This window comes from uncultured Corynebacterium sp., from assembly GCF_946998835.1.
Lineage (GTDB): Bacteria > Actinomycetota > Actinomycetes > Mycobacteriales > Mycobacteriaceae > Corynebacterium.
Window position 1 is genome coordinate 89,136 of record NZ_CAMQAZ010000006.1, and the last position, 22,281, is coordinate 111,416.

Sequence of the window (22,281 nt, forward strand, 5' to 3'; positions counted from 1 at the left end):
AGCGAGGGACGGGGCACTATTACCCACGCCCCTCGCCATCGGGTTAGCTAGGAACTAGCCAGCAGCAGCACCAGCTGCCGGGCCACGCACACCGACCATGCCGTCGACCTTCACCGGGATAGTGACAAGGCGAGACTCGAAGCCGCGCTTGCCAACCAGTACACCGTCCTCGGTGAACAACTCGACACGCTTGTTGGTCTTCAACAGGGCGTGATCGTAATTGATACCAAGGTTGATGACCGGCTCCACAGCACTAATCCATGTGCCGGACGGGTACAGAGCAACCTTGACTTCGGTCGGCCATGCGGTTGCCGGCTTATCGCCGCCGATGACATCGGTCTGCCAGTCGACAACGAACTGAAGATTGATGCCGCGCTTACGGAACCACTCAAGAATCTGCTCGTCGCTAACATCCTTGACCTCGACACCCTGCTGGAATGCCATGTCGGCGCGCATGAGCTCAATGGACCAGGCTGGGGCGAAGCCCTCAATCGACTGGGTGCGCGGGATACGGTGCTTGACTCGAATGTCGGTAGCCTGCAACGCAATGCCGTTGAGGAGCGCGCCGGAGCCTGCGAACACGCCGGTGACAGTCACAGCGGGGGAGCCTGCAGAAATCTTGTCAATCTTGTATGCAGACAGGCGGTGCTGGTGGGCGCGGACGACCTCGTTGATGTACTTCGCGGTCTGCTCCGGCCATGCCTTGGATTGCAGGATACCGGAAGTGATGCACTGGCCGATGACATCCATGCGGAGTTCCTCGAACTCGTCGCACGGGATTTCCACGCAGGTCTTTTCGGTGTTGGCCTGCGCCTGCGTTTCGGTCTGCTGGAAACCTGGGAAGTTCTTGTAGATGTCTGCGAAGGACGGCTCCTTCGGGAACTTCAGGCCGCCTCGGGTGGCGGTGACTTCAGGAAGAGACAGCAAGTCGGTGGCCTGCAGGGTCGGGAGGAAATCGTAGATGGTTTCCGACGGTGCGCACCAGCCTCCAGCTGCGGTGAGGGAACCACCGTTGAGGTTGGTTTCGTCGGCTGCAAATGCCATGACAGCTTCAGCTCGGCCAGCGTCGTTGGCGTCGTCGATGGTGTACTCGGCGGGCATGTCGCGGTCGAGGTAGGCGAAGGTAGTGGATGCGGCACCACCGGAGCCGGAGACGACTCGGGCGGAGTGTCCGTGGGCAAGATTGGCGAATTCGGTGGCGACGCGAGTGACGTCCACAACGCCGGTTTCGTAGTTCTGGGCGCTGGTGGTGAGCCGGAAGCCGACGTTGCGGCGGGGAAGCTCGGGGTTGGTGGTGCCTGCTGCGTTAGCGAAGCGGGTCTTTGCGGATGCGGTCACAGCGGTGTCCTTTTCCTCGTCCTTGTCAGTAGTGTCCTCCGCCGTGTCGTGTGGCTCGGGGTCTGCGTCGCCGTCTGTGTCGTTGTTAGTGTCGTTGGCTGGCTCGGTGTCAGCGTCAGTGGCTTCGTCTGCGGTCTCGGCGTTGAACTTCTCGGCTAGCTCGTCGGCCTCTGCGGCGGTCTTCGCGTCGGCGATTGCGGTATCGACGGTTTCCAGGTTGTTCGACAGTTCCTGAAGCGTGGCGAGCTTCTCTGCGGTCACATCCTTACCGTCGCTGTACAGCGTGTTGAACGCGGTGACGATTTCGGCTCGTAGCTCGGTGAGCTCGCCTGTCGTTGCTGGCAGGTTCTCGGGTAGCGTAAACATTCCCGCTCTTCTCCTTTACAAGTGTTGCGGTCCCCGAGAAGCTGCATTTTCGGGGTCGCTATTAGTCGTATGTGGGGGAGGTGACCTACGTGTTTTCCACGCGGGTGATGTGCCCGCCACCGGCGTTGGTCGCCGCGATTCGGGCTTCTGTTTCGGACAAGTAAATCCGTTCGCTGCCGTCGTCGAAAGTGACTTTGTACTGTGCGGGGCGGTAGGAACCCCCGCATGCGCCACATGACATTTATGCCTCCATGCCTTTTATGTTCTTGATTCGTTCGACCCTGAACTCTGCCCAATGGTCAATGAGGTCACCGTCAGGGCTGGTGACTGTCACCACCGGCAGGGCCGTGTACCCGAGACCCCGGATGTGTTTCATGTGTTCTGGGTGCTCGGCAAGGTCGATGTATTGGAATGGTGTGTTCTGCTTGGCGAGGACGCGGCGGGTAGCTCGGCAGGACTGGCAGCCGGGTTTGCCGTAGACGGTAATCACTGCTGGTTCACCTGACTTGCGAGCACCTTGGCGGCTAGGGCCGCGGCGTTGTTCTCCCGGCTGCGGGCCGCGAAGTGGTTATTGACTGCGCGCTCCACCATGCCTTCGATGGTTTCCTGGCAGTGATGTCGACCCATGACACCGGAGGCGACGAGCGCGCTCATGGTTTCCGGGGTGGTTGAGTAGGAGCGTGGCACAGGAAACCCGGGGGTGTTTACTGACAGTGCGGCGACAAGTTCGAGGTTGCCGCCGACGTTGCGCCAGTCGCCGGAAAGCGGGGCCGATGCGCCTGCGGTAATGGCGGTGGAGTCCGCGTCAGGATTGACGACGCCTGCCACCCAAATGCCGTGTTCGTCTTCCCCGGCCTTCACGAATGCCCATGTGGTGCCCACGGTGTCGTAGTGGTCGGCGGCAGCGCGCATCCCCATCCGTGTGTCTGCGTGGCCACAGCCGACAGTTAAGCGCCCAACTGATATTGGCCCCTCGTCGGTGTGCAGGGTGGAGACGTGAAAAAGAGCGTAGTTGGTGTTGGAGTGCGGCGGTGTCACACCACGGCCAACGCCGATGTGCTCGGTCCCCCATAGCGCGAGGTGGCCGTAGACACGGCCGTCTGGTTCGACGGTCAGCGCAGTGGGGCCAGTGAATTGTGGGTTCTTAAAACACTCAATGCTGGGCATGGGGTCCTCACTCATTACAGAGGCGACAAGGGCGGTGTCCTCATCGGTTGGTTGCTGATTTTCCTCCGGATCGCCCAAGGTGATGCTGGTTCCCTCGAATGCTGGGGTGGACACGAGCGTCGCACCGGCAAGGGCGCCGGATGTGATGGTGGCGATAATGCGACCGGCGTCCGGGGTGGTCTCCCAGTCTTCTTCGCTGGTTTGGTTTCCGTCTGCGTCGTAAAAGTCCCATCGCAGTTCCACGTCCACAAGGTCCACGGAGGGGCGAATGACCTCGTCGTCGAGGAGTGCTTGTGCCTCCATTGCTTCTGGGGTGTCGAAGATGATGCCGGTGGCTCGGACCGCGTCGTCGCTGATGTCAACGGCGTCAATCTTTCCGATGATGACGCTGGTGTCGTGCCCGCCGGTGGTGGTCTTTTGCCACATCAGTGGTAGTGGGAGTTCGCGGTGTGTGATGGTGGCATCAGGTGCGATAGAGCGGTCATCGCCGGTTCGCTGCCCGATGGGGGCGAGGATTCCTGACCAGGTTCGTCGCATGGGTCGTGTCCCTTCCAGTGCTGCAGTAATCGTGGGTTCATCGTCACGCGCACGGGTGACTCCCTGCTTGGCGCGACGCGCGACTTCCTCGGCTGGTGAGTGGATAGTCCCGTCGGCGCGTTCCCGTTCGGTTTGCCTATCGGCTTCCCCTGGGAGCGGTTCGTCCTCACCGAGGATCATCAGTGAGCAGCGGCAGTTGATGCACTCGTGGGCTGGGAGGTTCTGGTCGCCGGGGTGTTCTGCTTCCCACCCGCCGACGGGAAACTTCCCATCGAGTGGTAGACGCATGCCGTCGAGAGCGAAATGAGAGTCGCGGGTGCGGCTGTCCATGGTTGCTACCCAGGCTTTATGGAGAGTTTCGCCGGTGATGGCTTGCTCTTCTTTCGCTGCCTGCAGCGTTCCGAGGTTCATGGCGTTGTTGGTTTCGGTGCGGCCGATGCGGTTCGCGCGAATCATCCACTGCTCGTAGCCGCCTTCGTCGTCCATGTTGAGGTATGCGCGGACGATGCGGGCGCGTTCGAAGAGGGACAGGTCCCCGTCGACGGTGGCCTGCATGAGGCTTGTGATCAGGTCGCGGTACACGCTTTCTGGCATGCCAACGACTTTGTTCACCGCGTTGCGGGTGTAGATACTGATCGCGTCTTGCCATGTTGGGAGTGTGAGGACAGCTTCGGCTGTGGTGGCTATATCGGCTGGCAGTTTCATCGCGGCCAGGGCTGCTTTGGTGTCGGTGAGGATTTCCTGCAGGGATTCCAGCATCTCCACATCGTGGGGGGTCAGTGTCACGCCCCGGACGGCTAGCGTTGCTGCTTCCGATGCCGCAGCTGCTGCCGCTACTGCTGGTGATGCTTCTTTCTCCCAAATGTCGAGCCATTCCATTGTGGCGGCGAGGATTGCTTCAAGGTTGATGGTGACGTTGTCGTCCCCGGCGGCGGTGACGGTGGGGAACACCTGGGGGGTGATGGTGCCCACCCAGGTGCGTATGGCGCGTTCAGTTGCTGCGGTTAGTCCTCGCTCGATGGCGTCAAACAATTCGCTGGGGTTCATCGTGTGCCGTCCTGTGTTGGCTGTGTTTGTGGTGCTGGCCTGTCCTCGGTGCCCGGCGCGGATTGTTGCGCCGTGTTGGCAAGCGGCTGGGTGAGGTCGGCGTTGATTCCGATGACGTTGGCGAGCATGGGGAAGAGGCTGGGGGCCTTGGTGACGAGTTGGATTGCTAGTGCCCGGTCGAAGTCTGGGTCTTGGTCGGCTGCGTCGAGTTCGTCGAACTGCAGTTCTCGGCGCAGGGCAATGGAGCTGATTGCTCCACGGTCGAAGGCATCGATGGCGTCTTTTTCGCGGTTGGATTTTGTTTTCAGCGGGGAGGAGTCGAACCATACGACGTAGTCCTCTGGATGTGGGTGTCCGCTTGCTTCGAGGAGTGGTCGGAGCACTGCGGTGGTGAGCGCGTCGCAGATGAGGGTCATCAGTGGCTCAATATGTGCCTTGATGCCGGACTCGTCGATGGCCCATGCTGACCAGTGGTTGGTGGAGCCGATGCCGGTGAGGACTTCGGCGGGGACATCGAGGGCCATGGCGAGGCGTCGGATTGCGCGGTCTCGGGTTTCCAGGTTGGTTTGGGTGACGTCGGAGTCGAGTTTGATGTGTCGGATTTTGTCGAGTGCGTCCGCCGGGGCTTTGATGACGATGGGCACCATGGATGCGGCGCTGGTGGGGTCGGCGATGGCGGTAGTCATCACCTGCTGTAGTTGCTGCATTATGTCGGCAGCGGTGACTGGTTGGTCGATGGTGACGGGTTCTTGGGGGAGTCCGGGGGCATCTGGGTTGGCGCGGGGTGGGGTGGCGACGGGCATGCTGATTTCTTGGGGGACCAGGAGGAGGCCGTTTCCTGCTAGTCGTGATTTGCCTGCGCCGTCGATGGCCGCGGTGGTGCGTTCGATTTCAGCGAGGATTGGTAGGGCGCTGCGGGTGAGGCTGTAGGAGTCGCGCCCGTTTCGAGGGTGTGGGCGGTGGACGCGGAAGAGGACGTCTTGTGTGGGGTTGAAGGTGTGGTCGGTGCCGTCGTCGAGTTGGAGGGTGATGTTTGTTCCGCGGTCGTTGATTTCGTCGGCAGCGAGGACGTGCCATTCTTCGACAGTGGTGCTGGCGGTTTCACGGACAATCATGGCTATCCAGGCTTCGCCGGGGACTGTGAGTCCGGTGGCGATTCGGCGGAGCATGGTGGCTTGTCCTGCGGGGCCGCCTGCGATGTCGGTGACGATTTGAGCGACGTGGGGGTCGTCGCATTCCATGGTGGGTTGTCCCGTGTCTGGGTTGATGCTGGAAGGGATGATGCGGACGCGAGATAGCGATGCGCCAATCCATTCGCAGACGTAGCCGAGTTCGCCGATGGCGTCGTAGTAGTGCCAGGCGCGGCGGGTCCAGTCGTTGTGGCCGGTGTGTTTTTTGATTTGGTTGTGGGTGCCGGTGATGGTGAGTTTTGTGGCTGCGGCGGTGAGGGTGGGGGCTGCGATTTCTGTGGGGCGTTGTGTGATGCGCATTTAGTGGTCCTCGAGGTTGGTGAGGGTGTATCCGGTGATGTAGGCCAGTGCTGACCATGCGGCGATGAAGCCGATGACGGTTGGTAGTCCGGTGAGAGCGGCGGCGTCAGTGAATGCCCAGAGGGTTCCTGTGGCGGGGAGGGCTACCCAGTAGCCGGTGCACCATGGGCAGTGCATGAGGAAGGTGAACCAGCCGGTTTCGCCGTTGCGTTGTGTGACCCATGTGCGGAGTGGTTCGCCTATTTTGTCGGTGGTGATGAGGCGAGTGATGCGGATGGTGGCGAGGGCGGTGATGATGGTGGCGATGAGTGTTGTCATGGCCACCATGGTGCGTGTGGTGGGTGACGTTTTGACGATTTGCCAATACATACTACAGTATGTATAATGGGTTATAGAAAGGAGGTGATGTTATGGACTGGATAGCAATCGTGATCACAATCCTCATCGGATGGCACGAAGCAAATAGGACCCTAGAGCTAATCCTCTATAGGCCAGAAAGGAAGAAAATAACGAAGAAAAAGTAAGAACCCCGCCCCGGATAGAGGGACTATCCGGGGAGGGGTTCCCTCCCCACCTTACCCCACAAAACGAAAGGAAAAACAATGAAGGACGTCATCTTCTACGGAATCATCGGCATAGCACTTCTGTCCCTCCATGCCAGCCCACTTGCGTGGACAATTTTCACAGTTGGCATCATCTACGCAGTCGCGCTTACCATCTACAAAAACCGGACTGACGTATGCTAGTCATCCTCGATACCGGCACTGGCGACCGATACTGGATTGGCCGCCAGTGCGCGGACCACATCGGAGTTCAACTGCGAACATGGCTTGCCTATGTCACTAGGGGCCAAGCTCCCGCACCGGTCAGGCATCTAGATTCCAGAACCGCGTTATGGCTAGAAAAAGATATTCTCGAATGGTCGCAAAACCGGCCACGCGCTAACCGATAGTCGATGCCCAAAACCCAGCGCCCGGCGCGGGAGAAACCGTATCGGTCGGCGTCGCAATCTGCGTGCGGCCTCCGACTAGCTGCATGCAGCGTTCAAAGCCATTGACGAGAGCGTCCATGCGGTCCGGGGAGTGCTGGCCTGGCAGCCACGACACGGCCTGGTTTTCCAGCTCGGGTTGTGTGCCGACGATGCGGAGTCTGCCGGTTGATGCTGCCTGGCGGGTACCTGCGGCGCGGGCGACCTTGTCACCTTTTGCTCGCCACGGTTGGATACGAAACGGGGGGCTGTCCTGGTTGGGAACTGCCACCATGGATACTTCATTGAGAGCGCGGTAGCAGTCCGCGGGGCGCTGCGGGTCGTCAGCGTAGGCAATCGCGGCGTCCGCTACATCGCCATCGGACGCGCGAAGCAAAAGAGATTCCTTGCGCACGCGCTCCCAGGCGTTACTAATTACCCGCTCGTATGTCTGCCCCGTGGTAAAAGCTTCGAAAAGGATTTCCCCGGCGCGAAGCTCTAGCGCCAGGAGCACCGCCGCGCGCGCCCACTCGTCCGACTGCATCCGACCCGAGCGGTCATCTGTCACCCATGCGACGCTGTCGCTTGTGACGGATAGGCCGATTATTCCAGCTTCGTCGCGTCGCCCGGTTTCTGCTGGGTCGATGCTGACTATGGTGGCCGCCACTCCACTGTTAGGCAGTGATGGGGCGCGGTGGCGTGCGAACCATTCAGCTGAGAAAAGGCCACCGCCGGCAGGTGTTGGTCGGCCGAGATACAGCGCTGACCACACTCGCTCACCAACGTCATCACGGATACGCTCAAAATCCTCCACGGTTCTCCCGCGCGCTGACTCCATCGCCACACCAGGGGCGCGCCCCAGCGCGTCCGGCACCCCAGGCGTGGCTATCGCCGGGATATTCACCACACGCCACGTATCCGCACCCTTCGCCTGGTCCTGCTTCACCAAATGCCCCACAAGGTCATCTTCATGCCAGCGGGTCATGATGATAATTACCGGTGCGCCGGGGGCGAGTCGGGTTTGTGCCACGGATTCCCACCATGTGATGACCTTCTGGCGCTCGATGACACTGTCGGCCTCCAGCATGCCCTTGACTGGGTCGTCAATGATGAGCACGTCTGCTCGTTCACCGGTCAGTGAGCCGCCGACGCCGACGGCGTACATTCCTCCTCTATGGCCGCGGATTGACCATGATGATGCGGAAGCGTTGTCTTCTGCCAGGGAGATTCCCAGGCGGTCGGGCAGTGGGGCTCCTGTCAGGCTGTCGCGTGCGCCGGTGCCGTATTCGCGGATGATATTGCGGGCGGCGCGAGCTGTGTTTCTTGCGAGGTTGACGCTGTAGGAGGCTAGGACGATGCGCCGGTCGGGGTTTTCGATGAGGGCGTGGAGGACGCCCCAGATGCCGACGCGGGTGGTCTTGCCCTCCTGGGGGCTGATGCTAATCGCTAGGCGCGCGTCTGGTGTGGTGAGCGCCCATCTGAGTTGATGGTCGATTAGTTTTAGGGCTGGGGTTTGGATTGTTTTTGGGTCGATTGCTTGGGCTAGGTCGCCTGGGGTGGGGTAGTCGTGGGTGACGCTTTGGCGTGTTGTTTCTGCTTGGATGCGTTGGGTGAGGGCGTGTTTTTGGGCGGGGGTCCATCCTGTGGTGTGTTGGTTGATGAGGTGGGTGAGGTGGTTGGTTGTCATGTGTTTGCTTGGATGGTTTCGTGTATGAATGTTTTTGTGAGTGTGAGGGCGTGGCTTGCAGAGATATTGTTATCGCGTAGTTCGTGATAGAACGCGGCGATGGTGCTGGCGTAGCTCTTTATTGCGGCGTTGTCTTGGTCTTGCTGGGTGAAGCCGTGGTTTTCGAGGAAGTCTGGCATGGTGGGGTTTTCTTTTGTGGGGGAATAAGTAAAGCCCAGACTATGCCTGTGTGGTGGCAGTCTGGGCTGTGCGCGCTGGTTCACGAGCGGTGTCCGGATGCGTGCGGCATCTAAACGGTGAACCGTGGTTTATTTTAGCAGTTATTTCCCGTATCGCCAGGCGATGATTTCACTGAGGCCTCCTTGTTGTCCTGATACCACACCCGGTGGTGTTCCCCGCTGGTTGGGTGCCATGGCCTGGTGTCTTCGTGTGTGATGGCGAGTTGCCCGTTAGCGTTCGACCACTGGGTTTTATCGTGGTCGGGTGTGCCGTCGGGGTTCATGCGGTGTGGCCGGGTGCGCACCCAGGTGTCACCGCGACGGACGTATTCGGGGTGTGTGTTCCCGAATGTGTCCATGAGCGTTGTGGCGTCACCGCAGACTCGGACGGGCGGGTGTTCGGCGGTGACGCCGGTGAGGTCGTTGATGGTGCAAGTGTGCAGCCACGCGGTCAATGTTTCTCCTATCGTGCTTCGCATACCCAGTCAGTGCGGTCTCGCTTGGTGGCTGGGTCACTTGGCTTCTTTTCTTGCTTTTTCGATAGCGGAAAGGGCGTAGGTGAGTCCGACGCATTTTTGGGTGTAAATCGTCATTCCTACCTTGTCCCCGAGCGCATGTTCTCTGTCCCATTGGGACATCGCGTTATCCATGTGTTTTTGGGTGATGTCCTCGGCGCGGTTGAGTGCCCCTTGCCATTTCCGGCGGTTGTCCTGCTCTGCGGCGAGCGCTGCGCGTAGCCGGGTGTTTTCTTCTTCTAGAGCGCGTACCTGGTCAGACAGTCTCATTTGTTTTCTCCCATTCAACAGCGGATTTCAGTGCCGCAATGAGTGACGGAGCCTCACATGCGGGGATTGTGATGTGCTGGCCTGCGTCTGCCGAGTAGATAGTTATTTCGTCGTCTTTGTGGCCGGTCGCGTATCGCCGGTTCACGTTTTGCCATTTGTTTTCATCACCGAAGTCCCATTCGGCCCATGTGGTGCGGTGATATCCGGTGATGCTTTCTCGGTCTGGTTCGCGTCTCATTGTCCGTTCCCCCATCGGATAACGCGGCACGGGGGCATTGTGGTGGGATTTGCTTCGACGTTGTCGCCGGCCACCCACCACCGCCCCCCGTCATTGACGTATACGTCGCGGGGTTCCGTGGTGGCTTCGGCGATGGTGCCTTCTGGCGCGTCCTCGAAGTCCTCGGCAGTGCTGAGGGTCGCCGGGTCAAGGTCGAAGGATTCAGGGCGGTCGAAACGTGTCGCGCCGTCCGGGTAACTGCCGCTTCGGCAGGCGAACCGCACTTCTCCGTCACCGTCGGGCTCGCTGGAGATAATGATTCCACGCCCGTATTCCGGGTGTGTTGCCCAGCGCCCGAACAGTGACTCCGGCTCCGGCTCCGGCTGCTCTTGCTGTTTGAGCGATTCGAGTTCCGCCGAGAGCGCTTCGAGCACAGCTTCCGCGCTGTTGATGCGCTCCTCAAGATCAGCGATGTTGCTCATTGGGTTCTCCCCTCTTGTGGTCTATCCACGCGACTGTGTTGTCGTCGCCGTTGGCTAGGCAGTGGTTGCGGTATTCGTCGGCGATTTCCTCAAGGTTGGTGGTGTGCCCGCGTGCTGGCGTGCCGTCCGGGTTCCACGCCCGGGGTAGGTCATAGCGCAGGGTGAGGATTGCGGCGGGTGTAAAAGCGGTTTGCGTACCACCCCCGGCGCGTGGCCACATGATGCGGGCCTTGACCCCGCCGGTGCTGTGTGAGATGGCTCGGAGGATGCCGAGGGTGCCGTGTGGGTTTTCGACCCACATTCCGGTCAGGTTCTCCCACTGGTCTGGTGGGCACTGGTCGAGTGTGGTCATTGCATGTCCTTGGCGTGTTGGATGAGGGCTGTGGCGAGGGCTTCGAGGTCACATGCGCGGGGTTCGGTGTATGGGAGCCATGCGGTGCCGAGGTCGCCCGCGTCGAATTCGATGCCGTCATCGTCCGGGAGCTCAATCACGGTCATAGTCGTTCCTTTCGTCCTTCATGAATGCAATCCAATGGGTCTTGCTGGCACGCCCCGATCGGTGCCCATACAGGGGCTTGGCGTCGGTCAGTGCCAGCACCTCGCTGACGGGGATCTGGTACTCGTTCCACTTGAAGATCAGCGTCCCGCCGGGGCGGAGCACGCGGAAACACTCGGAGAACCCGGCGGCGAGGTCATCGCGCCACGTCGGAAAAAGTGCGCCGTACTTCACGCGGGTCCACGAGGTTTCGCCGAGGCGCTTGAGGTGCGGCGGGTCGAAGACGACGTGGGAGAACTGCTCGTCGGGGAACGGCAGGTTCCGGAAGTCGGCCTGGACGTCGGGGCGGACGGTGACGGTCCGACCGTCGCAGACCTCCGTGGACTCGACGCGTTCGTCGACGAACAGCGCGCGGGCGTCGTCCGGGTCGAACCACATCATGCGGGAGCCGCACGTCACGTCGAGGACGGGCGCGGTCACTGGTCTTCTCCTAGTGGTTGTGGTGCGGTGACAAATCGGCGGACGATGTTTGCGTCGTAACCGTCGCGCCGCCAAGCGTCTCTGTGTTCCCGTGCGGTTTCGTAGGAACTCCACCCCACGCCGACGAGTTCCCCGTTTGGTATCTGCACCGCGTACTCGGTGGTCATTCCGGCGATCATTGCGGCCATGCCCGGGGCGGCTGCCATGAGTTCCGCGTCCTTCCGCATGTCGCCCATCTCCCCGATGTAGTCAAGGTCTTCGAATGGAAACTCCCCTTCGTGGTAGTCGAACCTGCAAATGCTAGCGGGGGCGTGTTCGCCGACCCAATAGGTGACAGCGAGGGTAGAAACTTCGCTGTACTGCTGTTCATAGCCAGATGTGCCGCCTTCCTGGCATTCGTGATTAGCCTCCCGCGGGCCGGGTGTGGTGCCTTCGAGTAGTTTCCTGGCTTGTTCTGGTGTCATTGGTGTTCTCCTAGTCGTCGTGTTCTTCTGGGGTTTCCCAGGGGCCGCAGCAGTTCTGTGACCATCGGTTGCAGGTGAGACATGGCCAATCGTCATTGATGGCTTTTTTGATGGCGTCGACTGCGGCCTGGCTTTTTTGCTTCATGTCGGAGCAGTAGATGACGGGGGCTGATTCTTTCTTGTAGCCGTTGGCAGCGAGCTTGGCACCAATTTTTTCCCACCTAGCGGCATCGGCTTCCATGGTCTCGACGACATGGTCCGCGGTCTCGATGTTGAGAGGGACTGTAATGGGGCTCATTTTGAGTTCTCCTTTTTATGAGGTGCCTATAGTGCACTATTCAGTGTGATGGGTGTACGTGGGTGCGCCGCTAGAAGGGCGGCTCGTCGCTCTTAGTTGCTGCAGGCGAGGCTGCATTCCATGGGTCGGAGGATTCCTGGCGTGGCGCTGTTTTACGCGCCCAGCGATATGAAGGGCCAATGTCGTCGACGAGCAGTTCGATGGTGTATCGCTTTTCGCCGGTCTTGGTTTCGTACTGGCGCTGCTTTAATGCACCGTGGGCGATTACCCGGTCACCTTTGCGGAGCTTATCTTCGACTTCCTCTGCCTGCTCACGCCATACAGTGCACGGCAGGAAAATGGTGTCTCCGTCTTCCCAGCGTCCGTCGCGGTAGACGCGCTCGGCTTGCGCGATGCGGAAGTTTGCCACTGGGGTGCCGTTTTTGGTGTAGCTGAGTTCCGGGTCGCCGACTAGGTTGCCGATAATTGTTGTTTTGAGTTCTCCAGCCATGGGTGTTGTCCTTTTTCTCTAGAGTCGTGGTTTTTGCCGTGCTCTACAGCAGGGCGCAGATAGTAATCAGCATGAGGATTGCGCCACAGAAGATTGCATATGTACCGCATCCGAGCACTGGGGCATCGTCCGGGATGTGATTCGGGTCGGTCATCTACTTGCCTCCGCTAATCATCAGCGCAATGTCATGGGCCTGCGTGGCCATGCCCATTGACACTGCGGACACGATGATTGCTGCGGCTGAGATGGCCGAGGTGATGCGAGCTTCGGTGGCGCTGATCGCTGGCGGGCCCGCCGGGCGGGATGCCCTGCGTCGAGGGTTGCGCTTGACCGGCTTCTTGTGTGGTGGGATGTAGCGCGGTTCGCGGTTTCGTGGGCGCGGCTTGGCGTCGATAACTCCGACGGCGTAGGCGAGATCAAGAGCGTCATGGGGGAGTCGGTTAGACATTGTTGAATTCCTTAGTGGTCAAGTGTGTGCGGGGATTGGCGATGATGGCCTTGATGACGGTTGAGGAAATGCCGGCGGTTTCAGCAACTGCGATGGCTTCCCGAAGTTTTGCTTGAGCCTTGAGCGCGATATCGGCCCTTTCTCTGATGGTGAGGGGCTTGGTGTCAGTGTCGGGGATTTCTCCTCGGATGATGGCCATCCAGTGGGTGGAGAGTTCGTCGTCGAGTCGGATTAGGGCGTCGGTGTGGTCTGCGGAGGCTTTCCATAGGTTCGAGATAGCTGCTTGTGGGGTGCTCATGGTCTTGTGGTTTTCTATTCGGTTTCTTCCGCGATGATGGTGACCGTGATGGTGTTTACTGGCTCGCCTTCGTTGTAGACGTCGGTGATGTGTCCTGAGATAGTGATTTCAACGTAGCCGTCGTTTTCTGTCTCGCTGGATACTTCGAAGTCGTGGTGGGAGCCTTCGGCTTCGTTCCAGAATTCGATGGCATCGTCGATTACTTCTTGGAGGGTGTGTCCGTTGGTGTCGAAGCTGAGGCTGTAGTCGATGCCGTTGATGTCGTATCCGGCATGAATTTTGTGCGTATCGGCGCTGATTGTGGTGTAGGTGTTCATGTTGCCCTTTCTTTTAGTGTTCTATAGGTGACTATCTGGTTCCTCGTTTGCATGGCTCCAATAATCCCTAAAGAAGACTATAGGGCACTATAGTGCACTATGTCAATTCTTTTCCATCACCCTGTACGCAACCCGCAGTGCCTCCGCCTCACGAGCCTGAGCTTGCATGCGCGCCACCCGCTCAGCGGCGAATGCAATCATCACCTGCACCTCAATCCGTGCCCGAATTCTTTTCACGTGACGCCTCGTGCATCCCAGCATCGCGCCGATGATGTCCGATGAATACCCGCGCGCAGTCAAATCCGCGACCACCCACTGCGCCTCAACTCGCTCCAACCCCGATAAAACCCGACGCCCCGACAAAACCTCTTCCGTGAGCGCCGGGTCGGGCTCCCATCTCGCTTCGTAGTCAACCACTAGCTACCGCCATTAATCTCGGCTTGCGCATCCTGAAGGGCCTGCGCTCGGGCAAGCTCCATGATCTTCGCTGCCGTCCCGTCAAGGTCCACGTCCATCGTTGAGGCGACCTCTAGCTGCTGCGGCGCATCTAAACCGAGCAGCTTCGCGCGCCGGTCGATGATTTTCACGGACCGGTCGATCGCAGCTAGGTCGCCAGCCAGTGCCGCCGTCCAGCATGAACGCTGCAGGCGGTCGAGACGTGCAACTTCGATTGAGCGCAGCTGGCTGCGCTCCTCAGCACAAATGTCACTCAATGCGCTTCGGATGCGCATTCGTGCTGCGCTTGTTCCGCAGCCCATTGCTTCGCCAATCTCGGCGTATGTCGCTCCGGCAAGGCGCAGCTGCAACGCCTTTTTTCGCTCCTCTTCGCGCTCCATCTGCTTACGCGTTTTTAACGGGTCGAAAACCATCTCAACCACCTATTCTTTTTCGCAAAAATCAATCTTCTGACCATCACGAACTGGCAACTCGCCAGTTAGATGCTGCCAACGACGGCAAATAACATCCACGTATCGTGGATCAAGTTCCACAAGGCGTGCCGCCCCCCCCAGTTTCTCTGCAGCAACAAGCGTCGACCCAGAACCTCCGAAGATATCCAAAACAATTCCGTGTTTAGGGAGGGAATTCCGCAGCATGGCAGTAATCAGCTCGATTGGCTTCATGGTCGGATGGTCACCATTTCTGGCGGGCTTATCAACTTCGAAAACAGTCGTCTGAGAATCGTCCCCAAACCACCTTTCACCGCCTCGTCCAAGGCGACCTTCGCCGTCGGGTGTGAACCCATACAGAATTGGCTCATGCCTGTAGTGGTAATCCGACCGGCCAAGCACCAGTGTCGGCTTTACCCAGACAAGATTCTGGCGAACAATCAGCCCTGCATCCCGCATTGACTGTTCAAAAGTTATTCTTTCTGTGTCGGCGTGCGCTATATAGACGGGTGCTCCATGTTTACTCGCCTCAACTAATGTCTGGAATGCATCGTGCAGTAATGCACTCAACCCCTTTGAGCCGTCATTTTGGATTGTTAGTGCATCTTTCGTTTTTCCCACGTAGCTAACGCCATAAGGTGGATCTGTCCAAATGCAGTCCGCGAGCCCATCGTAGACAAGTCTGTCTATTATCTGTTGTGAGTCAGTTGAGTCGCCACACAGGACGCGATGATGCCCGAGCTCGAAAACATCTCCAAGTCGTGAAATCGGAGGGGTTGACTCGTCAGGTGTCGCGTCGAAATCCTCCTCGACAAAGCTTTCCGAAGCGCTCATGGAATCGAGTTCTCCAGCCAACTCGGCTAGGTCGTCGTAGCCATAGCCAGTTCCATCAAGGTCATGGTCGATTGATTCTAGGAGGTCGAACAACGTTTGATTGTCATAGTCGCCGAGGTCAGCCGTGCGGTTATCTGCGAGAACAATGCGGTTCGCCCGGTCGTTATCAACATCCACGATCCAGCAGTCAACCTGCCGGTACTCTGCACTATCTGGGTTCTGCTCTGTCAACAATCGCATCGCCTTTAGCGTGTGATTCCCGGCGAGAACCTCCATCGGCCGATTCGTGTACGTGCCGCGATTGACTACGATTGGCTTATATAGCCCATTCGCAGCGATACTAGCTGCGATTTCTGTTACGTTTCCGCGCCGTGGGTTCTTGTGAAAGTTATTGAGTTTGTCGATACGGATTGTCTCTGGTGTTCCGATTCCAGCTGTCATTATGTCGTCCAATCTGTAGTGCTCTATAGGTAACTATAGGTTTTTATGGTGAAACGGCTTCGATGGATACTCGCAGGCGAGCGTCAGTTTCATTCAAAGGCTCCTTGTGGGGCGTAATCGTCGGCATCCATTCAGTGACAAACGGCGGGCAATCGTCCGGTACGACACCCGCATCGACCAAGCCGTCCACGACCGCTTTTTGCGTCGGCATGAGGTTCGACGGGTCGCGCCGTCGCCTATCTCTCGGCAGGTACTCCATGCGTACGACGATTCGCTCTAGCGGGGGTATCTTCGCTGACTTGGCTAGCAGGAATGCGTCGCGTCTTATTTGCCGCGTAATCCGCGCCTTCTGCGCCCAATGCAGACGTTGATTCGCCGATAATGGCGGCTTCGAATAGGGCAGTACCAGTGTCCATGTCGTCACAGGTAGTCCTCTCGTTCTGGCTTGCGTGGGTAGTGGTCGCCCTCCGCCTCTGCGATGGCGCAGTCTTGCTCCCACCGGCGCATAGCGCGACGGAACTCGCCCTCTGGCCCTGACTCCTCCGCTCGACGCTTCCGCGCCCATTTTGCGCCTTCTAGAATCAGCCCTGGGGTGGGGGTTCGCCCGAATGTGTCAGTAGCGAAGAACTCGAGGACTCCTGCTTCCAGCTCCTCCCAGGTGTATCCGCGTCCATCGAATACGAGGAACCATCCTGTTGCCATCATGTCGCTGGGGACAGGGAACCGTGGGTCGATGGTGTGGCACTGGCTGAGGATGCGGCGGACATGCGCTAGGTCCTCTGGAGTGATGCTTATGTGAGGCATGGTTTTTCCCCTCTCTCCGCCACGCTGTCGGCCTGTGGCGGTTCATGTGAGTAGATGACTATAGGTAACTCTTCTGTGGTGTGTGCGTGGCGTACAGGCGTGTTTGCGCCCCATGGGTCATATTCTCCATGGCTGTCGGTGATGTCCTGCGGCGCGTCGCCCCAGGCTTCTTCGTAGACACGGTCTCGTTCTCGCTCATCTTCGGCAAGGAACCGCAACGCGTTCGGGTGGCGTATGTCAGATCGGTGGTGCCACTGCGCGGCAGCCCGCTGGATCTGCGACTCGGTGAACCCCTCTGCCGCGAGTCGCGTAGCGACCGTGGCGAGGGTTGTGGATGATTCTTCTCGCGCGCGCTGCATGCTTTTCTTTTTAGGTTTATTTTTTATCTTTTCTTTTTGTGTGCAACCGTTGCACCCCAAGGTGGAAATAGTTGCACCCCTGGGCATGCAATCATTGCACCCCTGGGACTTGCTAGAGGTGGCCTCATTGCACCCCTGGGCCGAGTTATCCACAGCCTCAGACTCCGGAGAATCAACCGGGATTCGCCACACAACTGGACGCCGGTTCGCTGGGATCGCAGACGCATACGCCTGCTCTCCGCGAATCAATAGACCACGGGCCTCCAGCTTCTTGATCACTGTCGCAACCGTCCGCGCTGACACGCATGCGTGGCCCGCAATTGTCGCCTTCGACACCCACACGCTGTGGTCGGCATCCGGGTTCGCGCGCCAGCACAGAAACTGAAACACTGCTACCTCCGATGGCGTTTCCAGCAAATGCACACGCTCCTGCATCCACGCCATTGCCTCAAAGCTCACTCGTCTTCCTTCTTTTCCGTGTCTCTTGACCTGCGATGAAAACCAGCTTTGCGCGATTATGGGCTGCGTTTTTCCCATCCCGCAGGACAACGCCCGCTCGAATCACGCCGACGTCCTGGTATTCGATTGCGTCAAGGGCGCATTCTCGTTTTACCGGGCAGCCAGAGCACACGTGTGTCGCGTGGGTCTCAGCCAGCCGCGGAAAAAGTTTTCTGTTAGTGAACCGCTCGGCTGCGAGCCAATCAAGATCCCATTCCCGCGGGTCACAACCGACACACTGTGCTCGCTCTACCCATGTCACTGGTCGGCATCACCTTCAGGGCTGTCAGCATCAATGACCGGCGGCTCTGCGGCTTCACCGTCCTCGTGTGAGGGGTAGTCAATTGCAGAGGGAGACAAATCGACTCGGACGCTGTTATCGGCATTGATGCCCTGGGCGAATTCGGTTGCCTTCGGCATCCACTTAGATAGCTGTCGAATCACGGTTTTGTGCGCCATCGCTTCGAAGTGATCAGCCCATGGGCCGACTACCCGGCCGTCACGGGTTTTCGCCATCGCGTTACGATCGCGGTAGGACAGCATTTCCTGCTGATTCATCACGTAGAATGCATGGCCTCCGCCAATGAGCTTGACGACCGCGTAGTAAGCGATTGGGGCGCCCTTGTCGCCGAAGATTGTCGGCTTGTGGATTAAGTTGTCGGAGAGCCCGTAGTCCACGTCGAATGTGTCATTTTCGTAGACCGTGCGGGCGCTGATTGACTGAATGGACCCGGAGCGGTGGGCCAGCTCGATGAGGCCCTGGTAGCCGATGACTAGCTGAGCTTCCATTTGCCCGCTCTTGTAGTTCTTAAATGGCAGCAGCCATGCGTGCCCGAGAACTCCCGGGCGCAGTCCTAGCTGTGCGCAGGTCATCAGGGCGCCGAGAACGCTTTGGGGGCTGCAGTTTGCCAGCCCCGGAGTTTGCCGAAGAAGTGTCAGTGCGTCGCGCACAAGTTGTGCAGCTTCCGCGCCGCGTGGCATAGCCAGCTGGAACTGGTTCTCCATCATCTTGATCTGGTCCATCAGTGTTGGAGAGGACGCGCGTGCTGGGGCTTTGTTTTCCAGACGCTGTTCGAGATTTTTAGCCATGGTTAGAGTCCTTTCGATATCTGCGGGCGAATGCTCACAGTTTGAAATTGGGTGTATAGGTCGGCCTGTTCTTCCTTGAAGCGCTCAAGGTCAAAAGCCGGTTTTGTCGTCATGTACTGCTCCACCAAGTCTGGGTGCGCACCGCGCAACTTGGACAGGCTGAGCTGCCCGCGCTGGGCTCGAGCGAGCAGTCGCTTGCCGTCCATGAGCCGGTCATGCCCTTCCATGAGCATCCCGATGTGCGCGGCGGCTTTTGTTTTCCTGGCCTTTGCGTCTGCTTCTTCCTGTTTTGCGTTGAGCCATTCGATGAGCCATGGCTCTACTTCGCTGGCCGCGATTTCTTTGGCTCCGGGGTGGTGCGCCCATTCTCGGGTGAGGGATTCCATGGTTCGCACGTGTCCGTCGAGCGGTGGGGGAGTGTCCTTTTCGACGTGCTCCCAGAATGCGGCTTCGGCTTCGGTGATGATGTCGACGACGTTGGGGTTGATGTCGATTTCGTGGATTGACAGTTCATTGCCGCCAATCAGTCCGGTGACGATCGCTCGATGCATTCCCGTTACTGCGGCGCCGTGATGTACTTGGATTTCTGCGTGGTCTGGGATTTGCCCATTCCACTCGGCAGTTTTGCGCCAGTGGACATTTTTTGCTTCGAAGATGCGCCCATCGCTGGTGATGCCGTCTGGGTTGAAGTGCTGCCAGGGGCGCTCGGTGCTTGCTAGGGCCACATCGTCTTTGGTGATGCTGATGCCGAGCTTCTGTGCGGTCAGGTCACGGATAACCGGCTCCATTGCATGGCCCATGTCGCGCAGCTCTTGCTGCCGGTCGCTGACTGGCGGGTCGAGTGGCGCGCGTCCAGTTTTGATCTCCCACAGCGAGTAGGGGCTTTGGTAGGGGGATAGTCCCATGATCGTTGATGCATCCGAGGAGCCGATACCTGTGTTGCGTTGTAGCAGCCAGTCGTATTCGGTCTCGGTTTTGGGCAGTTGGGTGTATGTCATTAGTTGACCTCGTTTTCCATCCACTCTTCGAGTGCTGCGATGGTGTAGAAGATTGGCCGGCCGAGTCGGTAGTGCTTGGGGCCGACACCGTCTCGTCGCCAGCGCTGCAGCGTCGAGTGGGGAACGCCGATGAATTTGGCGGCGTCCTTCTCGTTAAGGCTCATGGGCTGGCTTTGGTCGGTCTGATGTGCGCGTCCGAGTTCTTCTCGGACGACATGGCGGATGTCCTCAAGGGTGATGGGTGCTGTCATTTTCCTCACTTTTCCTGATGCGGGACTTACGGAACCTAAACACAATAGGTGTCTATAGGTACCTATAGTACACTATGGGTAGTGGGGTTCAAATAATCCGCGTTGCAAAATAGTGTTAATTAGTTACCTATAGAGTCCAATAAGGCGCGGTAGTCGCTACTATCGAGGTATGGACAACACCCACAATCTTCCACGCCCAGAAGAGTCGGAGCTTATTGAACGCGCTAGAAAGAGAATCATCCCCACCGTCTCTATCACGGAGGCTGCCAAGCGCGTCGGTCTGTCTCGAAACCGCTACTCGGACCTAGAAAAAGGCTTTAGATGGCTAGCTGCGGGGGAAATCGTTGAAAATGTCGCGCCAGCAGAAACGCTGGCCCGCATCGCCTCGGGTCTCGACATCTCCCCAAAGGAGCTCATCGCCGTAGGTCGCGCTGACGCTGCCAAAATCCGCAAGGCTGAGATTGAGTTCTTGGAAGCGAATCAAAAAATCTACGATGACATCACGGACATTCCAACTAGCGACCTCCTGGAAGAAATTAGACGCCGCATCGACGGCGACGCGCCAGCTAGTGCCGTTCCCCTTGTTGCGAGGACCGTGGATCGGCGTGACTCGTCCACATTCGAACAATAACGCACCCTTGTTCGAATAAAGTGAAATGCCAATCGAAACCATGTGCTACAAATACGGTCATGGACAACACAATCATTGACACCCCGCTTCCGGACGGAATCGCCGGACTCACCGACGGAAAAACAGTCTGGCTCAATAGCAAACTCACACCCCAAGGCCGCCGCTGCACACTGGCCCACGAACTCGCCCACATCAAACGCGGCATCATCCCCAACCTCCCCGCATACCTCTACGCCCGCGAAGAAAAGAAAGTCGACGAAGAAGCCGCCCGAAACCTCGTACCACTCGAACAACTCGTCGATGCCATCATCTGGGAAGGCTGCGACACAAAACACGCAGCCCTTGCCGAAGTCCTCGACATCGACCGCGACACTCTCACAGCACGACTTACCACCGCATCACCAGCTGAAGCCGCCATCATCTGCCGTGCCCTCCTCGATCTCCCACAGGTGCCATGATGACTGGCCGACCACGAACCCCAATCGGAACCTGGGGCGACATCGCCGTCATCGACATCAAGGGGAGGAAAGAAGCCCGCGCCCGGTTCCGCTTCGCCGATGGCAAACTCCGCCTCGTCTCCGCGCGCGGCGCTACAACAAACAAAGCGAAAGCGGCGCTCCGCGAACGACTCGCGACACTCAGCGCATCCGTGACGGCAGAAAACGGCATCACACGAACCACCACTATTAGCGAACTCACCGAGTACTGGCTAGAGCGGAAAACCGGTGTCGAGCCACAAACCATTGACGATTACCGCCAAACGATAAATGCCAGCATCAACCCAGTAATAGGAGAAATACGGCTAGAAGAAATCACGCCGGGCCGGATATCCACTGTCCTCGAGGGCATGAAACCCAGCGTGCGAATCCGCGCCAGCTCGATACTCCACCAGTCATTCGCCGCAGCAGTCGCGCACGATGCCATCTCAACGAACCCTGTCGCTAGCCTTCCGAAACCACGGCCACAGCGGAAACCCGTCGAGGTCATCACCATTGCTCAACTCGTCCACCTTCGCAAAATTGTCGAAGAATGGGCAGCCGGGCGTATCGATGACGCGGGGAATCCGAAGAAACCGGACGCACGCAGTGAGGGCAGAGCACACGACCTCCTGCAGTTCTTCGACCTGCTTTTGGCTACAGGATGCCGAACAGGGGAGCTAGCGGCGGTGAGGTGGTGTGACGTAGATATGCTCGCGCCGGCTCCCACGATGCTCATTGCTGCGACGATGGTGCGCCGCTCCGGCGAAGGTCTTGTGCGTCAGGCGTATACCAAGACGAAGAACCAGCGTGTGCTTACCCTGCCACCGTATGCAGTGCAGATCCTGGCAGTAATGCAACGGCAGCAAATCCACGCCAGCCCACTGTCGCCTATCTTCCCTTCGTCGAAGGGGACTTTCCGCGAACCAACGAACATCAATAAGCAGTGGCGGAGGGCACGCCACGCGGCGGGAATGGATAGTGTTCAGTTCCGTACTCTGCGGCGCACCGTGGCGACCTTAATTGACCGTGAAATCGGCGATGAGGAAGCGGCGGCACAGCTGGGGCACTCGAGCGTGTCAATGACTCGGAAGCACTACATTGCGGCGCGGGCTGCGCAGGCGCCAGACCTGACATCAGTGCTAGAGAAATTTGCCTAGATATAGCGAAACGCGGCCAGTGGTTACGCCAGCCGCGTTTCTTGGACAAAATGAGCGGTACACCCAACCGCACTTGAGCTCGAAAGGGAACTCGCTTTTAAATATACGCTGGTTGTCAAACTGATGGATAAATGATGTTTTTCGACTTTCAGGTCGCTTACCCATCGTTTGAACTGTTGTATACGTGCAGCGTATGCGGTGTTTTTAGCGCCCCAGAGAGGAATCGAACCTCCGACACCGGCTTTAGGAGAGCCGTGCTCT

Annotated in this window: 35 protein-coding genes; 4 read left to right on the forward strand and 31 right to left on the reverse strand. The window is 58.7% G+C overall.

What is annotated here, in order from left to right; all coding sequences use genetic code 11:
• Positions 1 to 54: 54 nt before the first annotated feature.
• The 6 genes from Q0U90_RS03515 to Q0U90_RS03540 all read right to left on the reverse strand — a co-directional run bounded on the left by Q0U90_RS03515 (position 55) and on the right by Q0U90_RS03540 (position 6,263).
• On the reverse strand, positions 55 to 1,704 hold the full coding sequence (locus tag Q0U90_RS03515; protein WP_297451698.1) for a major capsid protein: 1,650 nt from the start codon (positions 1,702 to 1,704) through the stop codon (positions 55 to 57).
• Between the two features lie 85 nt (positions 1,705 to 1,789).
• Positions 1,790 to 1,945 carry a hypothetical protein gene (locus Q0U90_RS03520; protein ID WP_297451700.1) on the reverse strand — a complete coding sequence of 52 codons (156 nt, stop codon included), beginning with the start codon at positions 1,943 to 1,945 and terminating at the stop codon, positions 1,790 to 1,792.
• Positions 1,946 to 2,194 carry a glutaredoxin family protein gene (locus Q0U90_RS03525; protein ID WP_297451703.1) on the reverse strand — a complete coding sequence of 83 codons (249 nt, stop codon included), beginning with the start codon at positions 2,192 to 2,194 and terminating at the stop codon, positions 1,946 to 1,948.
• The gene (locus Q0U90_RS03530) at positions 2,191 to 4,455 is read right to left on the reverse strand and encodes a phage minor head protein (RefSeq protein WP_297451706.1); all 2,265 of its coding nucleotides are present in this window, start codon (positions 4,453 to 4,455) and stop codon (positions 2,191 to 2,193) included. Before Q0U90_RS03530 ends, Q0U90_RS03525 begins: the two co-directional genes overlap by 4 nt.
• Entirely contained in the window at positions 4,452 to 5,945 is a 1,494-nt protein-coding gene (locus Q0U90_RS03535; RefSeq protein ID WP_297451709.1) for a hypothetical protein, read from the reverse strand. Before Q0U90_RS03535 ends, Q0U90_RS03530 begins: the two co-directional genes overlap by 4 nt.
• Complete coding sequence (locus Q0U90_RS03540) at positions 5,946 to 6,263, reverse strand: hypothetical protein (protein ID WP_297451712.1); 318 nt, start codon at positions 6,261 to 6,263, stop codon at positions 5,946 to 5,948.
• 284 nt (positions 6,264 to 6,547) lie between these two features.
• Between Q0U90_RS03540 and Q0U90_RS03545 the strand changes: the two genes are divergently transcribed.
• Positions 6,548 to 6,691, forward strand: coding sequence for a hypothetical protein (locus tag Q0U90_RS03545; RefSeq protein WP_297451715.1), 144 nt, complete (start codon positions 6,548 to 6,550; stop codon positions 6,689 to 6,691).
• A gap of 195 nt (positions 6,692 to 6,886) precedes the next feature.
• Here Q0U90_RS03545 and Q0U90_RS03550 read toward each other — a convergent pair whose 3' ends face one another.
• From Q0U90_RS03550 to Q0U90_RS03660, 24 genes are all read right to left on the reverse strand, one after another.
• Complete coding sequence (locus Q0U90_RS03550) at positions 6,887 to 8,599, reverse strand: terminase family protein (RefSeq protein WP_297451718.1); 1,713 nt, start codon at positions 8,597 to 8,599, stop codon at positions 6,887 to 6,889.
• Positions 8,600 to 8,912: 313 nt separating this feature from the next.
• The gene (locus Q0U90_RS03555) at positions 8,913 to 9,272 is read right to left on the reverse strand and encodes a hypothetical protein (RefSeq protein WP_297451721.1); all 360 of its coding nucleotides are present in this window, start codon (positions 9,270 to 9,272) and stop codon (positions 8,913 to 8,915) included.
• Between the two features lie 57 nt (positions 9,273 to 9,329).
• A complete protein-coding gene (locus tag Q0U90_RS03560) occupies positions 9,330 to 9,602 on the reverse strand; it encodes a hypothetical protein (RefSeq protein WP_297451724.1) in 273 nt (90 codons plus the stop codon).
• Complete coding sequence (locus Q0U90_RS03565; protein ID WP_297451727.1) at positions 9,589 to 9,840, reverse strand: hypothetical protein; 252 nt, start codon at positions 9,838 to 9,840, stop codon at positions 9,589 to 9,591. Before Q0U90_RS03565 ends, Q0U90_RS03560 begins: the two co-directional genes overlap by 14 nt.
• A complete protein-coding gene (locus tag Q0U90_RS03570) occupies positions 9,837 to 10,301 on the reverse strand; it encodes a hypothetical protein (protein WP_297451730.1) in 465 nt (154 codons plus the stop codon). The genes Q0U90_RS03565 and Q0U90_RS03570 overlap by 4 nt, the downstream gene beginning before the upstream one ends.
• Positions 10,285 to 10,653: a hypothetical protein gene (locus tag Q0U90_RS03575; RefSeq protein WP_297451733.1), complete on the reverse strand. Its 369-nt coding sequence runs from the start codon at positions 10,651 to 10,653 to the stop codon at positions 10,285 to 10,287. The genes Q0U90_RS03570 and Q0U90_RS03575 overlap by 17 nt, the downstream gene beginning before the upstream one ends.
• Positions 10,650 to 10,799: a hypothetical protein gene (locus tag Q0U90_RS03580; RefSeq protein WP_297451736.1), complete on the reverse strand. Its 150-nt coding sequence runs from the start codon at positions 10,797 to 10,799 to the stop codon at positions 10,650 to 10,652. Before Q0U90_RS03580 ends, Q0U90_RS03575 begins: the two co-directional genes overlap by 4 nt.
• Complete coding sequence (locus tag Q0U90_RS03585) at positions 10,786 to 11,277, reverse strand: class I SAM-dependent methyltransferase (RefSeq protein WP_297451739.1); 492 nt, start codon at positions 11,275 to 11,277, stop codon at positions 10,786 to 10,788. Before Q0U90_RS03585 ends, Q0U90_RS03580 begins: the two co-directional genes overlap by 14 nt.
• Positions 11,274 to 11,741, reverse strand: a complete 468-nt coding sequence (locus tag Q0U90_RS03590; protein ID WP_297451743.1) for a hypothetical protein — start codon at positions 11,739 to 11,741, stop codon at positions 11,274 to 11,276. The genes Q0U90_RS03585 and Q0U90_RS03590 overlap by 4 nt, the downstream gene beginning before the upstream one ends.
• Positions 11,742 to 11,751: 10 nt before the next feature.
• The gene (locus Q0U90_RS03595) at positions 11,752 to 12,039 is read right to left on the reverse strand and encodes a hypothetical protein (RefSeq protein ID WP_297451746.1); all 288 of its coding nucleotides are present in this window, start codon (positions 12,037 to 12,039) and stop codon (positions 11,752 to 11,754) included.
• Between the two features lie 70 nt (positions 12,040 to 12,109).
• Positions 12,110 to 12,529 (reverse strand): single-stranded DNA-binding protein, encoded by a 420-nt coding sequence (gene ssb, locus Q0U90_RS03600; RefSeq protein WP_297451750.1) that lies wholly within the window; start codon positions 12,527 to 12,529, stop codon positions 12,110 to 12,112.
• A gap of 154 nt (positions 12,530 to 12,683) precedes the next feature.
• Positions 12,684 to 12,977 carry a hypothetical protein gene (locus Q0U90_RS03605; RefSeq protein ID WP_297451752.1) on the reverse strand — a complete coding sequence of 98 codons (294 nt, stop codon included), beginning with the start codon at positions 12,975 to 12,977 and terminating at the stop codon, positions 12,684 to 12,686.
• Complete coding sequence (locus Q0U90_RS03610; protein ID WP_297451754.1) at positions 12,970 to 13,275, reverse strand: hypothetical protein; 306 nt, start codon at positions 13,273 to 13,275, stop codon at positions 12,970 to 12,972. Before Q0U90_RS03610 ends, Q0U90_RS03605 begins: the two co-directional genes overlap by 8 nt.
• 14 nt (positions 13,276 to 13,289) lie before the next feature.
• Positions 13,290 to 13,592 carry a hypothetical protein gene (locus Q0U90_RS03615; RefSeq protein WP_297451757.1) on the reverse strand — a complete coding sequence of 101 codons (303 nt, stop codon included), beginning with the start codon at positions 13,590 to 13,592 and terminating at the stop codon, positions 13,290 to 13,292.
• Between the two features lie 102 nt (positions 13,593 to 13,694).
• Positions 13,695 to 14,009: a hypothetical protein gene (locus Q0U90_RS03620; protein ID WP_297451760.1), complete on the reverse strand. Its 315-nt coding sequence runs from the start codon at positions 14,007 to 14,009 to the stop codon at positions 13,695 to 13,697.
• Positions 14,009 to 14,470: a hypothetical protein gene (locus Q0U90_RS03625; RefSeq protein WP_297451763.1), complete on the reverse strand. Its 462-nt coding sequence runs from the start codon at positions 14,468 to 14,470 to the stop codon at positions 14,009 to 14,011. Before Q0U90_RS03625 ends, Q0U90_RS03620 begins: the two co-directional genes overlap by 1 nt.
• Positions 14,471 to 15,754, reverse strand: a complete 1,284-nt coding sequence (locus tag Q0U90_RS03630) for a DNA methyltransferase (RefSeq protein WP_297451765.1) — start codon at positions 15,752 to 15,754, stop codon at positions 14,471 to 14,473.
• Positions 15,755 to 15,797: 43 nt separating this feature from the next.
• Entirely contained in the window at positions 15,798 to 16,178 is a 381-nt protein-coding gene (locus Q0U90_RS03635; protein ID WP_297451768.1) for a hypothetical protein, read from the reverse strand.
• Positions 16,175 to 16,558, reverse strand: a complete 384-nt coding sequence (locus Q0U90_RS03640; protein ID WP_297451769.1) for a hypothetical protein — start codon at positions 16,556 to 16,558, stop codon at positions 16,175 to 16,177. Before Q0U90_RS03640 ends, Q0U90_RS03635 begins: the two co-directional genes overlap by 4 nt.
• On the reverse strand, positions 16,546 to 17,376 hold the full coding sequence (locus Q0U90_RS03645) for a helix-turn-helix domain-containing protein (RefSeq protein WP_297451772.1): 831 nt from the start codon (positions 17,374 to 17,376) through the stop codon (positions 16,546 to 16,548). The genes Q0U90_RS03640 and Q0U90_RS03645 overlap by 13 nt, the downstream gene beginning before the upstream one ends.
• A complete protein-coding gene (locus Q0U90_RS11610; protein WP_366516620.1) occupies positions 17,366 to 17,677 on the reverse strand; it encodes a WhiB family transcriptional regulator in 312 nt (103 codons plus the stop codon). Before Q0U90_RS11610 ends, Q0U90_RS03645 begins: the two co-directional genes overlap by 11 nt.
• Entirely contained in the window at positions 17,674 to 18,504 is an 831-nt protein-coding gene (gene recT / locus Q0U90_RS03650) for a recombination protein RecT (protein WP_297451776.1), read from the reverse strand. The genes Q0U90_RS11610 and recT overlap by 4 nt, the downstream gene beginning before the upstream one ends.
• Positions 18,505 to 18,506: 2 nt before the next feature.
• Positions 18,507 to 19,502 (reverse strand): lambda-exonuclease family protein, encoded by a 996-nt coding sequence (locus Q0U90_RS03655; RefSeq protein WP_297451779.1) that lies wholly within the window; start codon positions 19,500 to 19,502, stop codon positions 18,507 to 18,509.
• A complete protein-coding gene (locus tag Q0U90_RS03660) occupies positions 19,502 to 19,753 on the reverse strand; it encodes a helix-turn-helix domain-containing protein (RefSeq protein ID WP_297451782.1) in 252 nt (83 codons plus the stop codon). Before Q0U90_RS03660 ends, Q0U90_RS03655 begins: the two co-directional genes overlap by 1 nt.
• A gap of 169 nt (positions 19,754 to 19,922) precedes the next feature.
• On the opposite strand from Q0U90_RS03660, the gene Q0U90_RS03665 reads away from it, so the two are divergent.
• Genes Q0U90_RS03665 through Q0U90_RS03675 form a run of 3 tightly spaced genes read left to right on the forward strand, consistent with a single transcriptional unit; the run spans position 19,923 to position 22,020 of the window.
• Positions 19,923 to 20,384 (forward strand): helix-turn-helix transcriptional regulator, encoded by a 462-nt coding sequence (locus Q0U90_RS03665; protein ID WP_297451785.1) that lies wholly within the window; start codon positions 19,923 to 19,925, stop codon positions 20,382 to 20,384.
• Between the two features lie 59 nt (positions 20,385 to 20,443).
• Positions 20,444 to 20,842: an ImmA/IrrE family metallo-endopeptidase gene (locus Q0U90_RS03670; RefSeq protein ID WP_297451788.1), complete on the forward strand. Its 399-nt coding sequence runs from the start codon at positions 20,444 to 20,446 to the stop codon at positions 20,840 to 20,842.
• Positions 20,839 to 22,020: a tyrosine-type recombinase/integrase gene (locus Q0U90_RS03675; protein ID WP_297451791.1), complete on the forward strand. Its 1,182-nt coding sequence runs from the start codon at positions 20,839 to 20,841 to the stop codon at positions 22,018 to 22,020. The genes Q0U90_RS03670 and Q0U90_RS03675 overlap by 4 nt, the downstream gene beginning before the upstream one ends.
• Positions 22,021 to 22,043: 23 nt before the next feature.
• Here Q0U90_RS03675 and Q0U90_RS03680 read toward each other — a convergent pair.
• Positions 22,044 to 22,281, reverse strand: a 238-nt coding sequence (locus tag Q0U90_RS03680; protein ID WP_297451797.1) for a hypothetical protein, incomplete at its 5' end; no start/stop codon positions are given.

Coding starts and splice junctions, on each gene's coding strand:
- Q0U90_RS03515 (WP_297451698.1), bottom strand. CDS start 1,704: ATGTTTACGCTACCCGAGAACCTGCCAGCAACGACAGGCGAGCTCACC.
- Q0U90_RS03520 (WP_297451700.1), bottom strand. CDS start 1,945: ATGTCATGTGGCGCATGCGGGGGTTCCTACCGCCCCGCACAGTACAAA.
- Q0U90_RS03530 (WP_297451706.1), bottom strand. CDS start 4,455: ATGAACCCCAGCGAATTGTTTGACGCCATCGAGCGAGGACTAACCGCA.
- Q0U90_RS03535 (WP_297451709.1), bottom strand. CDS start 5,945: ATGCGCATCACACAACGCCCCACAGAAATCGCAGCCCCCACCCTCACC.
- Q0U90_RS03540 (WP_297451712.1), bottom strand. CDS start 6,263: ATGACAACACTCATCGCCACCATCATCACCGCCCTCGCCACCATCCGC.
- Q0U90_RS03545 (WP_297451715.1), top strand. CDS start 6,548: ATGAAGGACGTCATCTTCTACGGAATCATCGGCATAGCACTTCTGTCC.
- Q0U90_RS03550 (WP_297451718.1), bottom strand. CDS start 8,599: ATGACAACCAACCACCTCACCCACCTCATCAACCAACACACCACAGGA.
- Q0U90_RS03560 (WP_297451724.1), bottom strand. CDS start 9,602: ATGAGACTGTCTGACCAGGTACGCGCTCTAGAAGAAGAAAACACCCGG.
- Q0U90_RS03565 (WP_297451727.1), bottom strand. CDS start 9,840: ATGAGACGCGAACCAGACCGAGAAAGCATCACCGGATATCACCGCACC.
- Q0U90_RS03570 (WP_297451730.1), bottom strand. CDS start 10,301: ATGAGCAACATCGCTGATCTTGAGGAGCGCATCAACAGCGCGGAAGCT.
- Q0U90_RS03575 (WP_297451733.1), bottom strand. CDS start 10,653: ATGACCACACTCGACCAGTGCCCACCAGACCAGTGGGAGAACCTGACC.
- Q0U90_RS03580 (WP_297451736.1), bottom strand. CDS start 10,799: ATGACCGTGATTGAGCTCCCGGACGATGACGGCATCGAATTCGACGCG.
- Q0U90_RS03590 (WP_297451743.1), bottom strand. CDS start 11,741: ATGACACCAGAACAAGCCAGGAAACTACTCGAAGGCACCACACCCGGC.
- Q0U90_RS03595 (WP_297451746.1), bottom strand. CDS start 12,039: ATGAGCCCCATTACAGTCCCTCTCAACATCGAGACCGCGGACCATGTC.
- ssb (WP_297451750.1), bottom strand. CDS start 12,529: ATGGCTGGAGAACTCAAAACAACAATTATCGGCAACCTAGTCGGCGAC.
- Q0U90_RS03605 (WP_297451752.1), bottom strand. CDS start 12,977: ATGTCTAACCGACTCCCCCATGACGCTCTTGATCTCGCCTACGCCGTC.
- Q0U90_RS03610 (WP_297451754.1), bottom strand. CDS start 13,275: ATGAGCACCCCACAAGCAGCTATCTCGAACCTATGGAAAGCCTCCGCA.
- Q0U90_RS03615 (WP_297451757.1), bottom strand. CDS start 13,592: ATGAACACCTACACCACAATCAGCGCCGATACGCACAAAATTCATGCC.
- Q0U90_RS03630 (WP_297451765.1), bottom strand. CDS start 15,754: ATGACAGCTGGAATCGGAACACCAGAGACAATCCGTATCGACAAACTC.
- Q0U90_RS03640 (WP_297451769.1), bottom strand. CDS start 16,558: ATGCCTCACATAAGCATCACTCCAGAGGACCTAGCGCATGTCCGCCGC.
- recT (WP_297451776.1), bottom strand. CDS start 18,504: ATGGCTAAAAATCTCGAACAGCGTCTGGAAAACAAAGCCCCAGCACGC.
- Q0U90_RS03655 (WP_297451779.1), bottom strand. CDS start 19,502: ATGACATACACCCAACTGCCCAAAACCGAGACCGAATACGACTGGCTG.
- Q0U90_RS03660 (WP_297451782.1), bottom strand. CDS start 19,753: ATGACAGCACCCATCACCCTTGAGGACATCCGCCATGTCGTCCGAGAA.
- Q0U90_RS03665 (WP_297451785.1), top strand. CDS start 19,923: ATGGACAACACCCACAATCTTCCACGCCCAGAAGAGTCGGAGCTTATT.
- Q0U90_RS03670 (WP_297451788.1), top strand. CDS start 20,444: ATGGACAACACAATCATTGACACCCCGCTTCCGGACGGAATCGCCGGA.
- Q0U90_RS03675 (WP_297451791.1), top strand. CDS start 20,839: ATGATGACTGGCCGACCACGAACCCCAATCGGAACCTGGGGCGACATC.